A 13,873-nucleotide genomic window follows, 5' to 3' on the forward strand; every position below is an offset into this window, starting at 1 on the left:
CCATGACCAGCAAGACTCCCCTGGGCAAGCTGCCCGCCGCCGTCTTCGGCGACCTCGACATCCCCCGCTATCCGCAGGCCGTCATCGACGCCTTCCTGGCGCTGGAGGACCTGACCGGCACCGTCTCCGACGCCATGGACGAACTGGGCCTGTGCGGCGTGGTCCCGGGCTGCGACCTGCCTCCCACCCTGCCCGGGCGGCGCATGGCCGGCCCGGCGCTGACCCTGCGCAACGTCGAACAGCGCGATGACGCCTACAAGGGCGCCAAGGACCGCATCTCGAAGATGGCCGAGATCGAGGCCCACAACCTGGCCGAACCCGGCGACGTGCTCGTCATCGAAGGCGTGCCCGGCATCTCCAACATGGGCGGGCTGTCGGCCGCCATCGCCAAGCGCCAGGGCGAGGCGGGCGCCGTCATCGACGGCGCCATCCGCGACGTCGAGCAGTCGCGCTCGCAGGACTTCCCGATCTGGTCGCGCGGCGTCAGCTCCATCACGGGCAAGTGGCGGCTGGAGACCGTCGCCATCAACGGCATCGTGCACATACGCGGCGTGCAGGTGCGGCCCGGCGACCTGGTGGTGGCCGACGAAGGCGCCATCTGCTTCATCCCGCGCGAAGCCGTCGAGACGGTGCTCAAGCGCGCCCAGGAAATCGGCGAAGGCGAGGCCCGCCGCTACCGCGACATCCAGGACGGCATGCCCATTCCCGAACTGGCCAGGCGCACCCACGTCTACAAGTTCAGCCAGGACCAGCGGGAGGCGACATGATCGTCGAACAACGCCTCTATACCTTCCACCCGGGCAACCTCGACGCCTTCGTCGCGCTCTATAGGAAGGAAGGGATGGCCGCGCAGATGCGCCACCTGCCCGCGCTGCTGGGCTACTACGTGAGCGAGATCGGCGCCCTGAACCAGACCGTCACGCAATGGGGCTACCGCAGCCTGCAGCAGCGCATGGACTGCCGCGAGGCGCTGTTCGCCGACCCGGACTGGAAGGCTTTCCTGGTCCAGGCCCGGCCGCTGATGCTGGCGCAGGAGTGCCGCATCCTCAAGCCGGCGCCCTTCTTCCGCGAACGCCTGGCCCATCTCATCGACGACGCGCGCGGCCTCGACCTGTCCAGCCAACCCTGACGCGCCACGACACGGGCCGCGACAGGCCCGCACAATGGAGACATACATGTTCAAGCCCCTTATCCACTGGGCGGCCGCCTTCGCGCTGGCCGCCACCGCCTCCCTGCCGGCCCGCGCGGCCGACTTCCCCACCCGCCCCGTACGGCTGCTGGTACCGTTCTCCCCGGGGGGAGGCATCGACCAGCTGGCCCGTATCGCGGCGGTGAAGATGGCCGAGGACCTCAAGCAGCAGGTCGTCGTGGAAAACATGGCCGGCGCCGGCGGCGCCATCGCCGCCAAGACCGTGGCCAACGCGGCGCCGGACGGCTACACCCTGATCTTCAATTCCTCGTCCGCCGTCGCCACCGGCCTGCTGGGCAAGGAGCGGCTGGGCTTCGACCCGGTCAAGGACTTCGCGCCCGTGTCCCTGGTCGCCCAGTTCCCGCTGGTCATGGTCGTCAATCCCAAGGTGCCGGCGCGGAACATGAAGGAATTCGTCGAACTGCTCAGGAAGAATCCCGACAAGTACAACTACGGGTCTTCCGGCAACGGCACCGCCATCCACCTGGCCTCGGAGCTGTTCAAGACCCTGGCCGGCGTCAACATGCAGCACGTGCCCTACAAGGGCACGGCGGCGGCCATGCAGGACCTGCTGGGCGGGCGCATCCACATGATGCTGGACGGCGTGCCGCCGCAGATAGGCAACATCCATGAAGGACGGGTGCGCGCGTTGGGAGTGACCACCACCGAGCGCTCGGCCATGCTGCCCGACGTGCCCACCGTGGCCGAGGCGGTACCCGGCTACGCGTTCCCGTTCTGGGTCGCGATCTACGCGCCCGCCGGCACGCCCCAGCCCGTCCTGGACCGCCTGGCCGCGGCCGTCTCGGCCGCCGCGAAAGACCCGCAGTCGCGCCAGCGGTTCAAGGATGCCGGGTCCGACGCCGTCGGTTCCACGCCCGCGGAACTGGCCGCCTTCTGGAAGCAGCAGATCGACCTGTACAGCGGCATCGTCAGCAAGACCGGCATCAAGCTCGACGGCGAGTGACGGCCAACCCGCATGCTACGATGCGCGCCATGAACCGTCCCGACACCAGCGGCGCGCAGACCGTGGACCGGGCCGTCGCGGTGCTGCGGCTCCTGGCGTCGGCCGGCGAATCCGGCCTGCGCCTGATCGATCTCCAGCATGCCTCGGGCCTGTCCAAGCCCACCGTCCACCGGCTGCTGACTTCCCTGCTGCAACACGGCCTGGTGGAACAGGACGAGGACACCCGGCGCTACCGCCTGGGCATGGAAATGGCGGTGCTGGGCTGGTCCGTCTCCAGCGGCCGCGCCGACCTGCGCCAGCTGTGCGGGCCCGAGATGCAGGCGCTGGCCGACGAAACCGGCGACACCGCCTTCCTGGCGGTGCGCTCGGGCTACGACACCGTCTGCATCGAACGCAAGATGGGACCCTATCCCATCAAGGCCTTCACCGTCGACGTCGGCACGCGCCGGCCGCTGGGCGTGGGGGCGGGCGGCATCATCATGATCGCGGCGCTGCCCGAGGACGAGGCGGAACTGGTGTTCGAATCGATACGCGAACCGCTGCGGGCCTACCCCAACGTGTCGGAACCGTCGCTGCGCGAGGCGGTCTCACGGGCGCGCCGGGACGGCTACGCCTTGAGCGACGGATTGGTCATGACCGGCGTGCGCGGCCTGGCGGTGCTGGTATCGGACGCGCGCGGCGCCCCCACCGCGGCGCTGAGCCTGAGCGCGGTACAGGACCGCATACGGCCCGAGCGGGTGCCGGCGCTGGTCAAGGCACTGGAAGAAAGAAGGAAGCGGATCGAACGCAGCCTGGCGGGGCCGGGCCGGCGCTTGCGGTAGGCCACGGGACAAGCGAATCCGCGCGAGATAAACTCGCCCGTGATCCGCAACGAATCCTCTTCTTCCTATGATCGACAAGACCCTCTCGAAGGGCCTGAAACTGCTCGAGGCTTTGGCAGACAGCGATACGCCGCGCGGGGTAACCAACATTGCGAGCGAACTCGAACTGTCCAAGAGCAACGCGCACCGCCTGTTGCAGACGCTGGCCGCGCTCGGTTATGTCGATTCCGTCGAAGGCAAGTATTTCGCCACGCCCAAGATCTGGAGCCTGGGCGAGAAGATCGTGGGACGCCTGGCGGTGCGCACCGTGGCCTTGCCGGAGATGGAAAGCCTCGCGCTCGAAACGCGTGAAACGGTGCATTTGTCGATACTCGACAAGACCGAGGTCATCTATCTCGAAAAGATCGACAGCCCGCAACCCATCCGGGCGTACACCGAGGTCGGCGGCCGGGCGCCCGCCAGCGCCGTCGCGACGGGCAAGGCGATGCTGGCCTACCAGGACGATGCCATCATCGCGGCCGCGGCCGCGGCACTCGCCCCCCACACGGGCCTGTCCCTGGCCAACGACGCAGCCCTGCGCAAGGAACTGGCCGGCATACGCAAGCTCGGCTATGCGATCAACCGCGGCGAATGGCGGGAACGCATAGGCGGGCTGGCCGCTCCCGTCTTCAACCGCTATGGCAAGGCCATTGCCGCCATCGGCATTTCGGGGCCGACCGACCGCCTCACGCCCAAGCTGATGCGCGACCATGCGCAGCGGGTGTGCGAGGCCGCCCGCCGGGTCTCGGAAAAACTCGGCTCCTCCGCCTGACCCCATCCCACTTCGTTTCCGCCTGAGCGCCTCGCGTCGTCGTCAGACACCGAGGCCGCCCGGCCTTGCCCCGCGCAGGCATTCACCGATTGACGGCCTTGCGCGCCGGTGCTTATGATAGGTTCGTATTTCGATACGCCGTTCTCTATTTCAGAACAACCCGCGACCAAAGCAGGGAAGGGAGACATTCATGCCAGGGGAACACAAGGGGCCGGCCAGGCCGTACCGGGTCGGCCTGATCCACGTCGTGGCGAAAGGCGATCCTGTCATCGACACGCAGGACATCGTCGATTTCAAGCGGGGCATGGAGACCATCGGCTATCGGGAAAACGTCGACGTGGTCTACCAGGAGCTGTACGGCAACCGCGATCCCGATCTCATCCAGGCCCATGCCAACGCCCTCGTGGCCTGGCCCGCGGATGTGATCGTTTCCTTCCTGACCAATGCCAACATAGCGCTCAAGGAAGCCACGCGGGACGTCAGGATTCCCGTCGTCTGCTGGGCCACCAATCACATCGAGGCGGGGCTTGCGGAAAGCTACCGGCGGCCGGGCATGAACTTCACCGGCTTCTCCTACATTCCCTACAACAACTGGGCCAAGGTCAGGCTGCTGAAGATGGCGGTTCCCGGCCTGACCCGCATCGGCCACCTGTACAACCCGACCTATTCGCCCGCGCCCGCCGTGATGCGGGAATTCGGCGAAGCCGCACGGACCATGGGTTGCGAGATGCCGATCTATGAAACGCTGCGGATCGAGGACTTCGAGTTCAGTGTCCACGCCATGAAGCGCGATGGCTGCCAGGCCGTCCTGGTGGGGCCCCATGCCTTGTTCAACATGAACGGCGAAATGCTGGGCAGGCTCTTCCTGGACGCGCGGCTGCCTGCCGTGGGCAACCAATTGTCCATCACCCGCGCGGGGGGCCTGGCGACCATCAGCCCGGGCAAGAAGAAGGGCTGGCCGATGATGGCCCAAGTCGTCGACCAGATACTGCATGGGGCGGATCCCGCGGAAATCCCCATCGACCGCAGCATGCGCGGCCCCACCACGCTCAACCTGAAGAACGCCGGCCTGCTCGGACTCCAGCTTCCCGCATCCTTGATCGACGAGGCGGACGTGTTGATCGAATGAAGCATCCGTTCCAGGTATCGAGGGCAGGCAGCCAACACATCCACTGAGGTCGGTCGCATGGACAGCACGAAACTCCTCGCAATCGCCGGCTTGCTCGCGGGTACGATGGCCACCATCCCCTGCGCCGCGGCCGATGCATCGAACTACCCGGAGCGGCCGATACGCGTGGTCGTCAACTATGCGCCGGGCGGCAGCAGCGATTCCCTCGCACGCGCGGCACTGGCCGATCTGGAGCCCTTCCTGGGCCAAGGCGCCATCGTCGACAACCGTCCGGGCGCCAACGGCAACATCGGCACGGGCTTCGTCGCCAAGTCCCCGCCCGACGGCTATACGCTGGGCGTCAGCGGACTCTCGGGCGTCACCAACTCCTTCCTTTACCGCAACCAGAGCTACGATTTCTTCAAGGACCTGGTTCCCGTCGCCATGATCGCCCGCAACCCGGGCGTGCTGATCGTCAACAAGTCCCTGCCGATACGCACGGCCCAGGAACTGGTGCAGTACGCCAAGGCGCACCCGGGCAAGCTGAACTTCGCTTCGGGCGGGCGCGGATCCAGCCTGCACCTGAACGGCGAGATATTCAAGAACGCCGCCGGCGTGGACATCGTCCACGTGCCCTACCGCGGGGAAGCGCCGGCCTTGAACGACCTGGTGGGTGGGCAGGTGCAGATGATGTTCGCGGTGCTGGCTTCGGCCAAGCCCTTCATCGACCAGGGACTGGTCAGGGCGCTGGCCGTTACCAGCCCGGAACGCACTGACCTGATGCCCGGCTTGCCCACCTTGCGCGAGTCGGGTATCGGCTTCGGGCTGTACTCGTGGGCGGCGATCTTCGCGCCCGCCAGCACGCCCAGGCCCATCCTGGAGAAACTGAACGTGTCGATCAGAAAGGCCATCGCCCAGCCCAAGACCACCGAACGGCTACGGGAAATGGGAGCCGAGACCGTGGACATGGATCTCGCGCAGATCAAGGCCTACACCGACCAGGAACAGCGGTTCTGGTCGGACGTGTTCTCCAGGCTGCACGTGCAGATGGACTAGGGGGAATCGACATTCATGGCATCCATGATGGCTAAGGATGCGATGAGTGTGATTACTTGCAGGAATGGGTTCTTGATCCGCCCATGGATCTGCGTGTCCAGCGGTGCAGGTCTTGTCCGGGGTGCCGGGGCCGGGCGGGCGCGCAGGCGCAGCGAAGCCGGCCCCGGCACCCCGGACAAGACCGGATAAAGAAAATGAATGTCGAGTCAGCCTAGCGCCTGTTCAGTCTTCGGCGCGGGGCACCGCCGCGCCGGTTATCCCATGGCGCGCCAGCGCTTCCTGGACGAACCCCGAGGCCTTCATTTCCTCGACGAAGGCGCGCAGGTAATCCGCGGCGGCATCGCCGCGCGACTTGGGCACGCCCATGGCCTGCCGGATCAACATGAAATGACCGGGCAACAGATGCACGCCGCCCAGCCGCGCGGCATCGGCTTCGAGCTGCTGGCGCACGCCGGCCGCCACGTCCGCGCCGCTTTCCAGGAACACGTCGACCACGGCCGGCGACGTCGGCGCCCGCTCGATGCTTGCCTGCAGCAGGCTCCGGGTCAGGTAGAGATCGTAGGCGCTGCCCTTGCCGACCGTGACCCGCACGCCCGGCCGGTCCACGTCGGCATGGGCGGCGATGGGCGAGCCGTCGCGTACCAGGTAGGCTCCCTCGATCACCACGTAGGCGTCGGTGAAGGCGATGTGCTCGCCACGCTTGGGGTCGATGGCGAAGAAGCCGATGTCGGCCTGTTCGGCGGCCACGGCCTCGACCGATTCGCCGGCCGACGGGAAGACCACCAGTTCCAGCCCGACGCCCAGCCGTCTGGCAAGTTCCCGCGCCAGGTCCACCGATACGCCGCGCGCGCCGTGCTCGTCGTCACGGCTGGCGAGTATGGGATTGCCGACGTTGATGGAAGCGCGCAGGACCTGCTGGGGCGTGAAGGCGGCGCGAAGGGCTTCGGTCGGTTGCATGGCGAATCAGTTTCTTCAGTGGCCGACGCGCGAGGAATGGTCGCTAGCCGGCGCGTTGGGCCTCGATCTGCTCCATCACATGAAGCGTCAGCCGGGTGGTGTGGCTGCGCATGGCCAGGTAGGCCTGCTCGGGCTGGCCGGCCAGCACCGCTTCCACGATCTTCTCGTGTTCGCGATGGGAAGTTTCGAAGCGGCGTTCGACCCCGCTTTGCGCGGCGCGCACCGGCGCCAGCCGGTCGCGCAGGTTTTCGACCTGAGCGACCAGGGTCTGGTTCTGCGTACCCTGGCAGATGAGCTGGTGGAAGCGCGCGTTGATCTTGAGATAGGCATCGGCATCGCCGCGCTCGGAAACCTGCTGGGCCTGTTCGTGCAGCAGTTCGAGCTGGCGGCGCTGCATGGCGCTCATGCGCTGGGTGGCGATGCGGCAGCACAGCGACTCCAGTTCGCACAGCGCCTCGAGCATGTCGGCCAGTTGTTCGGCGCTGACGTTGGCCACCACGCCGCCACGGCGCGGCACCAGCTCGATCAGGCCGCGGGCATTGAGCAGGCGCAGCGCCTCGCGGATGGGTGTGCGCGATACCTGGAAGCGCTCGGCCAGCGAGGGCTCCTCGAGCTTCTCGCCCGGGGCCAGGGTACCCGCAATGATCTCGTCAGCCAGCGACTGGCTGATCCGAGCGGCAATGGTGGTCACGAAAGCATCCTTCAACATGGGCCAGCGAATGCCTGCGGATTATACGCGGCACCGCTTCGACCATGAACATGAGCGGCACCTGGATATGCCTGACCTCCCTTATTGAACACACTAGGACGATATTGCATACAAAAAACAGCCGCATTCGATGGCCTGACTCCTGCCCCGCCCAGCCATTCAGGGTTTGTCCCCCCTTTTTCTGGCACACACCTGGCAAAAAATTTATCTTAAAACGGTTGACGTGTATACACGATATGCTTAAAGTATCCCAAAGCATGGGGTAAAACTGGCGGTCCCGCCGGGTCGACGCCCCGGATCCAACACAGACAGCAACGAGGAGATTCCGTGAACTGGCACGGTCTGGCGACTTATCAGCGCAACGGCGGCAAGCATCCTGGCCTGGTGGTCAACGACACCCTGTATGACCTGGCGCAATTGGCGAAAGCCTGCGACGTGGACCCGGCCCGCGTGGCGGGGGGCATCGGCGCGCTGATCGCGGATTGGGCCGGCAGCGGCCCGCTGATCGCCACGATGGCCGATCGCGCCGTCCAACTCGCCGCAAGCGGCCGGCTGGCCGTGGTGGAAGACGCCACCTATGCGGTCCCCTACCAGCCCCGCCGCATCTTCGCGACGGCTTCCAATTTCTACGAACACGCCGACGAGATGGGCACCAAGCTGGCGGCGCGCAGCGAAAGCCAGCCCTACATCTTCATGAAGGCCGAGACCAGCGTGGTCGCCACCGGCGAAAACGTCCAGATGCCGCCCGAGACCAGTCGGCTCGACTGGGAAGTGGAACTGGGCGTGGTCATCGGCAAGACCTGCCGCCACGTACCGGTCGACGACGCCCTGTCGGCCATCGCCGCCTATACCGTATTCAACGACATCAGCGCGCGCGACCTCAACCGCCGCACCGACTATCCCTTCACCCACGACTGGTTCCGCGGCAAGAGCTTCGACACCTTCGGTCCCATGGGCCCGTGGCTGGTGCCGGCGGGCTGCATCGGCGACCCCCAGCAACTGCGCATGTCGCTGGCGGTCAACGGCGAGACCATGCAGGACGGCAGCACCTCGGAAATGATCTTCTCGGTGGCCGAGCAGATCGCCTACCTGTCGCGCATCCTGACCCTGCATCCCGGCGACTTCATCGCCACCGGTACGCCCGACGGCGTGGGCATGGGGCGCGGCGTCTACCTGAAGGCGGGGGACAGGATGGTGGCGCGCATCGAGAACATCGGCACGATCGAGAACACCGTCGTGCAGGAAAGCCGATAGGCAAGGAGGCAAACGTGACATCCGCTGACCAGCAACCGGTCGCTCCCATCCGTACGCGCAAACTGGGCCACCTGGTCCTGATGGTTCGCGACCTCGAAGCCTCCACCCGCTTCTATACCGAGGTCATGGGCCTGCGCGTGTCCGACCGCATCGGCGACCAGATGGTCTTCCTGCGGGCGGGTGAAGACCACCATGACCTGGCCCTGTCGCGCATCCCCGACGACGCCCCCGACCGCGACGATCTTCCGCGCTATACGCGCCCAGGGCTCGAGCACTTCTCGTACTACGTGGAATCGGTCGAGGAAATGCGCCGCGCCGTGGACGTGGCCCGCCAGTTGGGCGTGACGATCGAGCGCGGCATCGGCCAGCACGGCCCCGGCGCGAACTGGTTCCTGGTGTTCAAGGATCCGGACGGCAACAACGTCGAGATCTATACCGACATGGACCAGATTCCGATGGACGCCGACCACCAGCCGCAGACCTGGGAGCGCAACCTGGAATCGTTCGACCGGCACCGCCTCGCCCACTTCGTCGTCCAGCCGCCCGCCGCGGTGCTGGCCGCCAAGGACGGCAAGAAGGACACGGGAAAAAAAGACTGAGCACGAGCGCCGGCGGCCCCGGCGCCCGCCAGCCCGGCACATACGAACCCGGCACGCAAGGGGATTCTTTCCACAGGCATTGCCCCGGCGCGTTCGCGCGCGGGGAGGCCCCTTTCGCGCCCGTTTTCCGGCCGCCGGCGCGCTCGCACCGAACGGCGGCCTGCTCCACCGACGACAATGACGACCGATGAAGGAGACGACACCATGAACCCCCTCCAGCAATGGCTGCGCCGCATTCCCCTGGCCCTGGCGGCGGCCGCGATCGCCGCGGGCCCCGCCACCGCCCTGGCCGCCGATGCCTGGCCCAGCCGGCCGGTCACCATCGTGGTGCCGTTCGCCCCGGGCGGCAATACCGACATGATGGCCCGCATGATGGCCGAGCGCATGAGCAAGATCTTCGGCAAGCCCTTCATCGTGGACAACAAGGGCGGCGCGGCCGGCACCATCGCCGCCGAGCAGGTCGCGCGCGCCCAGCCCGACGGCTACACGCTGTTCATGGCGACCATGACGCAGATCGTCACGGCGCCCATGACCAACAAGATCCGCTACGACCCGATCCGCGACCTCGCCCCCATCGTCAACGTGGGCGGCAACCCCTTCGTGCTGGCGGTCAACCCCCAGCGCAACTTCCGCACCGTGACCGACCTCGTCAACTACGCCAAGGCCAATCCCGGCAAGCTGAACGTGGGCCACGGCGGCAACGGCACGCTGACCCACCTGTCGGCGCTGCTGTTCCTGAGCCGCGTCGGCGTGACCGCCACCACCGTTCCCTACCGCGGCGGCGCGCCGGCCCTGGCCGACGTGCTGGCCGGGCAGATCGACATGTACAGCGCCAGCGTCTCGGAAGTCATGTCCTACGCCAAGACGCCCGAGAAGCTCACGCTGCTGGCGGTTTCCAGCGACAAGCGCCTGCCGCAGCTGCCTTCGGTACCCACCATCGCGGAAACCTACCCGGGCCACGAGGTCGACACCTGGAACGGACTGATGGGCCCGACCGGCATGCCGGCGGACGTGGTCGCCAAGCTGGCCGAGGAAGGCCGCAAGATGATCAACGAACCGGCTTTCCGCGCACAGCTCGAGAACGCCGGCATCACGCCGCTGGGTGAAATGCCCGACGTGTTCGCCGCCCGCATCAAGGCCGAGACGGCCAAGTGGAAGCCGGTGATCCAGGCGGCGGGGATCGAACCTCAATAAGTCTCCCGCGTGTCCTTGAAGCGGTTCGCGCGGATCTGCGCGCGAACCGCTTCTGCGTTTTCCACATCACTGAATTTCACATTTGTGAAAACGCTTTCACACTGGTGAAAGCGACGTCTTCCCGGTGTCTTCCGTCGAGATAATCCGCCGCACCGATGCACGCGGCCACGACAGGAGACACCATGCCTCAGCACATCAGGATCGACCAACAAGGCCCCATCTGGCGGGTCGTCATCGATCGCCCCGACGCCAGGAACGCCCACGATCTCCAGACCTTCCAGGAACTGGTCGCCGCCTTCGACGAGGTCGAGGTCGACCCGGGTTGCCGCTGCGCCGTCCTGACCGGCGCGGGCGACATCTTCAGCGCCGGCCAGGACCTGCGTTTCACCGCCCAGGCAGATCCCCAGGCCATCGATGCCTACGGCCGCTGGAACGTCGCCGCGCGGCAGCGCATCCAGCGCAACGCCAAGCCAGTGGTCGCGGCCGTGAACGGCCCGGCCATCGGAGGCGGCGTCTACCTGGCCACGTCCTGCGACCTGGTGGTGGCCGTCGACACGGCCTTCTTCCAGATGCGCGAGATCCAGGCCGGCAACCATAGCGGCGGCGCCTTCCTGTTCACCATCGGACGCGCGCGCTCGCTGGAGCTGTCGCTGCTGGGCGGACGTCTGCAGGCGCCGCAGGCGCTGGAATGGGGCCTGATCAACCGCTGCGTGCCGGCGGCGGACTTCGACGCCGCCGTGGACGAACTGGCGGCCACGCTGGCCGAGCTACCGCCGCTGGCCATCCGCTATACCAAGAGCGCGACCAACCTGCTGCTGGACATGGCCGGCTTCAGCAACCACATGGAGGCCGGCGCGCCGATGCAGCGCTACCTGGGCCTGACCCCCGATGGCCGCGAGGCCAAGCGCGCCTTCAACGAACGCCGCAAGCCGGTCTTCACCGGCCAGTTCCCGCGCGTCGCCGACTAGGAGACACCGACCGTGCCCCAACCGTTGCAAGGCTACCGGATCGTCGACTTCACGCACGTGCTGTCGGGCCCCATCGCCACCAACTTCCTGCGCCTGCTGGGCGCCGAGGTCATCAAGGTCGAATCGGCCGCCGGCGACACCATGCGCAACTACGGCGGCATCCAGTATGCCGACGGCATGGGCCCGTCGTTCGCCTCGGTCAATTCGGGCAAGAAGTCTATCGTGCTCGATCTCAAGCGCGACGCCGACGTGGCGGTCGCGCGCGAGCTGATCGCCGGCGCCGACGTGGTGACCGAGAACTTCCGGCCCGGCGTCATGGACCGCCTGGGCCTGGGCTACGAAGCCTGCAAGGCCCTCAACCCGCGCATCGTCTTCTGCTCGATCTCGGGCTACGGCCAGCGTGGCGAGTTGCGTCACCAGCCCGCGATCGACCAGATCATCCAGAGCACCTCGGGCATGATGAGCCTGAGCGGTGAACCGGGCACCCCGCCCATCCGCATCGGCTATCCGGCGGTCGACACCTACTCGGGCCTGCTGGCCGCGTTCGCCATCGTCGCCGCCCTGCTGCAGCGTGGCCGCGACGGCCGGGCGCAGCAGGTGGACGTGGCCATGTACGACGCCGCGCTGGTGCTGATGATCTCGATGGCCGGCCCGCACCTGCTGACCGGCAAGCGTCCAGCCAAGCAGGGCAACCGCGGCTACAGCATGTCGCCCACCGCCGATACCTTCCCCACTGCGGCGGGGCACCTGACGCTGGGCGCGGTCCGCCAGGATCAGTTCGAGCGGCTGTGCCGCGTGATAGGACGCGAGGACCTGATCGCCGATCCGCGTTTCCAGGACCGGGGCACACGGGTCGCCCACGGCGAAGCCTTGCAGCATGAGGTGCGCCAGGCGCTGGCCGGCCGTGGCGCCGCCGAGTGGGCGGAGCTGCTCAACGCGGCCGGCGTGCCGGCCGGCGAAGTGCGCGAGCTGCCCGAGGCACTGGCGCAGCCGCACCTGGACGACAGGCGATTGCTGCTGTCGATCGCGGCTGGCGACCAGGCCCTGCGCGTGCTGAACGCAGGCTTCTGCTACGAGCACGACGGCCCGGGCCTGGACGCGCCGCCGCCGGCGCTGGGCCAGCACACGGCCGAGATCCTGGCCGGCCTGGGCCGCACGCCCGAACAGATCGCGGCCTTCCTGCATCGCGAGGACACCCAGGCGAGATCCTGACCCCCCGGGGCGCCAACCCGGGTACGACAACATTCCAAGGAGACACCCCATGAAGATCATGCACCTTGCCGGCGCCCTGTGCGCGCTGGCCATCTCGGCCCCGGCCGCGCAGGCGCGCGAGGCGGCCTATCCCGCCCAGCCTATCCGCCTGATCGTGCCCTTCGCGCCCGGCAGCACCAGCGACACCTCGGGCCGCGTCATCGCGCAACAGCTCGCCAGCCGGCTGGGCCAGGCGGTCACCGTGGATAACATGCCTGGGGCCGACGGCCGCATCGGCATCATGGCGGCCAAGAACGCGCCGGCCGACGGCTACACCCTGGTGCTGGGCAGCTGGACCAACCTGTCGGTCAACCCCATCGTCGTCAAGGACCTGCCCTACGATCCGCTCAAGGACTTCAAGCCCATCTCGGGCGTCACCCGCAGCATGTTGGGCATCGCCGTGCCGGCCAACTCGCCGTACAAGACGCTGGCCGACCTCGTCGCCGCGGCCAAGGCGCAGCCCGAGAGGCTGAACTTCGGCAACTTCGCCTGGGGCTATCGCCTGGCCACCGAATGGTTCTCCAGCATCGCCGGCATCCGCTTCACGCCCATCTCGTACAAATCGACCAGCCAGATGAACACCGACCTGATCGGCGGGCAGATCGACGTGGCGATGGACGGCGTGGCCTCGCTGGCGCCCTCGGCCAAGGCAGCCAAGCTGCGCATCCTCGCCGTCACCGGCGAAAAGCGCCACGTCGAGTTCCCGGACGTACCCACCATCCGGGAAAGCGGCTATCCCGGCTACGTCATCTATGGCTGGTCGGCATTGATGGCGCGCGCGGAGGTCAGCGACGCGATCACCCGGCGCCTGGCCGACACCATGAAAGAGGTGCTGGAATCCCGGTCGGTGCAGGAGTTCGCCGAAAAGGGAGGCTCCGAGCTGCTCAAGCGCGATCCGGAGCAGATGCGCGCCTTCAACGTCAAGGAAATCGAAACACTGCGCACCGTTGCCGACAAGGCCGGCCTGGTCGCGCAATGAATACGGCCGGCCC

At 67.3% G+C, this 13,873-nt stretch carries 15 protein-coding genes; 13 read left to right on the forward strand and 2 right to left on the reverse strand.

From position 1 onward, the window contains the following. Positions 1-2 precede the first annotated feature (2 nt). The 7 genes from CDO46_RS13730 (at position 3) to CDO46_RS13760 (ending at position 5,949) form a co-directional block, all read left to right on the forward strand. The gene (locus CDO46_RS13730; protein ID WP_087839023.1) at positions 3-767 is read left to right on the forward strand and encodes an RraA family protein; all 765 of its coding nucleotides are present in this window, start codon (positions 3-5) and stop codon (positions 765-767) included. After that, entirely contained in the window at positions 764-1,129 is a 366-nt protein-coding gene (locus tag CDO46_RS13735; protein ID WP_087839024.1) for an NIPSNAP family protein, read from the forward strand. The genes CDO46_RS13730 and CDO46_RS13735 overlap by 4 nt, the downstream gene beginning before the upstream one ends. A 46-nt stretch (positions 1,130-1,175) precedes the next feature. After that, positions 1,176-2,153, forward strand: coding sequence for a tripartite tricarboxylate transporter substrate binding protein (locus tag CDO46_RS13740; RefSeq protein WP_176400742.1), 978 nt, complete (start codon positions 1,176-1,178; stop codon positions 2,151-2,153). Positions 2,154-2,182: 29 nt separating this feature from the next. Further along, positions 2,183-2,974 carry an IclR family transcriptional regulator gene (locus CDO46_RS13745; protein ID WP_165963252.1) on the forward strand — a complete coding sequence of 264 codons (792 nt, stop codon included), beginning with the start codon at positions 2,183-2,185 and terminating at the stop codon, positions 2,972-2,974. 67 nt (positions 2,975-3,041) lie between these two features. Then, a complete protein-coding gene (locus CDO46_RS13750) occupies positions 3,042-3,785 on the forward strand; it encodes an IclR family transcriptional regulator (RefSeq protein WP_087839027.1) in 744 nt (247 codons plus the stop codon). Between the two features lie 190 nt (positions 3,786-3,975). After that, a complete protein-coding gene (locus CDO46_RS13755; protein ID WP_087839028.1) occupies positions 3,976-4,914 on the forward strand; it encodes an ABC transporter substrate-binding protein in 939 nt (312 codons plus the stop codon). Positions 4,915-4,971: 57 nt separating this feature from the next. After that, positions 4,972-5,949, forward strand: a complete 978-nt coding sequence (locus CDO46_RS13760; RefSeq protein WP_087839029.1) for a tripartite tricarboxylate transporter substrate binding protein — start codon at positions 4,972-4,974, stop codon at positions 5,947-5,949. A 222-nt stretch (positions 5,950-6,171) separates the two neighbouring features. Here CDO46_RS13760 and CDO46_RS13765 read toward each other — a convergent pair whose 3' ends face one another. Beyond that, entirely contained in the window at positions 6,172-6,906 is a 735-nt protein-coding gene (locus CDO46_RS13765) for an ABC transporter substrate-binding protein (RefSeq protein WP_087839030.1), read from the reverse strand. A 43-nt stretch (positions 6,907-6,949) separates the two neighbouring features. Continuing rightward, positions 6,950-7,597 carry a GntR family transcriptional regulator gene (locus CDO46_RS13770; RefSeq protein WP_087839113.1) on the reverse strand — a complete coding sequence of 216 codons (648 nt, stop codon included), beginning with the start codon at positions 7,595-7,597 and terminating at the stop codon, positions 6,950-6,952. Positions 7,598-7,942: 345 nt separating this feature from the next. Here CDO46_RS13770 and CDO46_RS13775 point away from each other — a divergent pair, with 345 nt between their 5' ends. The 6 genes from CDO46_RS13775 to CDO46_RS13800 all read left to right on the forward strand — a co-directional run bounded on the left by CDO46_RS13775 (position 7,943) and on the right by CDO46_RS13800 (position 13,860). Further along, positions 7,943-8,869, forward strand: a complete 927-nt coding sequence (locus tag CDO46_RS13775) for a fumarylacetoacetate hydrolase family protein (protein ID WP_087839031.1) — start codon at positions 7,943-7,945, stop codon at positions 8,867-8,869. A 14-nt stretch (positions 8,870-8,883) separates the two neighbouring features. Further along, complete coding sequence (locus CDO46_RS13780) at positions 8,884-9,468, forward strand: VOC family protein (RefSeq protein ID WP_254914602.1); 585 nt, start codon at positions 8,884-8,886, stop codon at positions 9,466-9,468. A 204-nt stretch (positions 9,469-9,672) separates the two neighbouring features. Then, a complete protein-coding gene (locus CDO46_RS13785) occupies positions 9,673-10,662 on the forward strand; it encodes a tripartite tricarboxylate transporter substrate binding protein (protein WP_087839032.1) in 990 nt (329 codons plus the stop codon). 182 nt (positions 10,663-10,844) lie between these two features. After that, positions 10,845-11,630: an enoyl-CoA hydratase/isomerase family protein gene (locus CDO46_RS13790; protein ID WP_176400743.1), complete on the forward strand. Its 786-nt coding sequence runs from the start codon at positions 10,845-10,847 to the stop codon at positions 11,628-11,630. Positions 11,631-11,642: 12 nt separating this feature from the next. Next, complete coding sequence (locus tag CDO46_RS13795; protein ID WP_087839034.1) at positions 11,643-12,842, forward strand: CaiB/BaiF CoA-transferase family protein; 1,200 nt, start codon at positions 11,643-11,645, stop codon at positions 12,840-12,842. Between the two features lie 49 nt (positions 12,843-12,891). Continuing rightward, positions 12,892-13,860, forward strand: a complete 969-nt coding sequence (locus tag CDO46_RS13800; RefSeq protein ID WP_087839035.1) for a tripartite tricarboxylate transporter substrate binding protein — start codon at positions 12,892-12,894, stop codon at positions 13,858-13,860. Positions 13,861-13,873 lie beyond the last annotated feature (13 nt).

It is taken from the genome of Pigmentiphaga sp. NML030171, from assembly GCF_002188635.1.
Taxonomy (GTDB): Bacteria; Pseudomonadota; Gammaproteobacteria; order Burkholderiales; family Burkholderiaceae_B; genus Pigmentiphaga; species Pigmentiphaga daeguensis.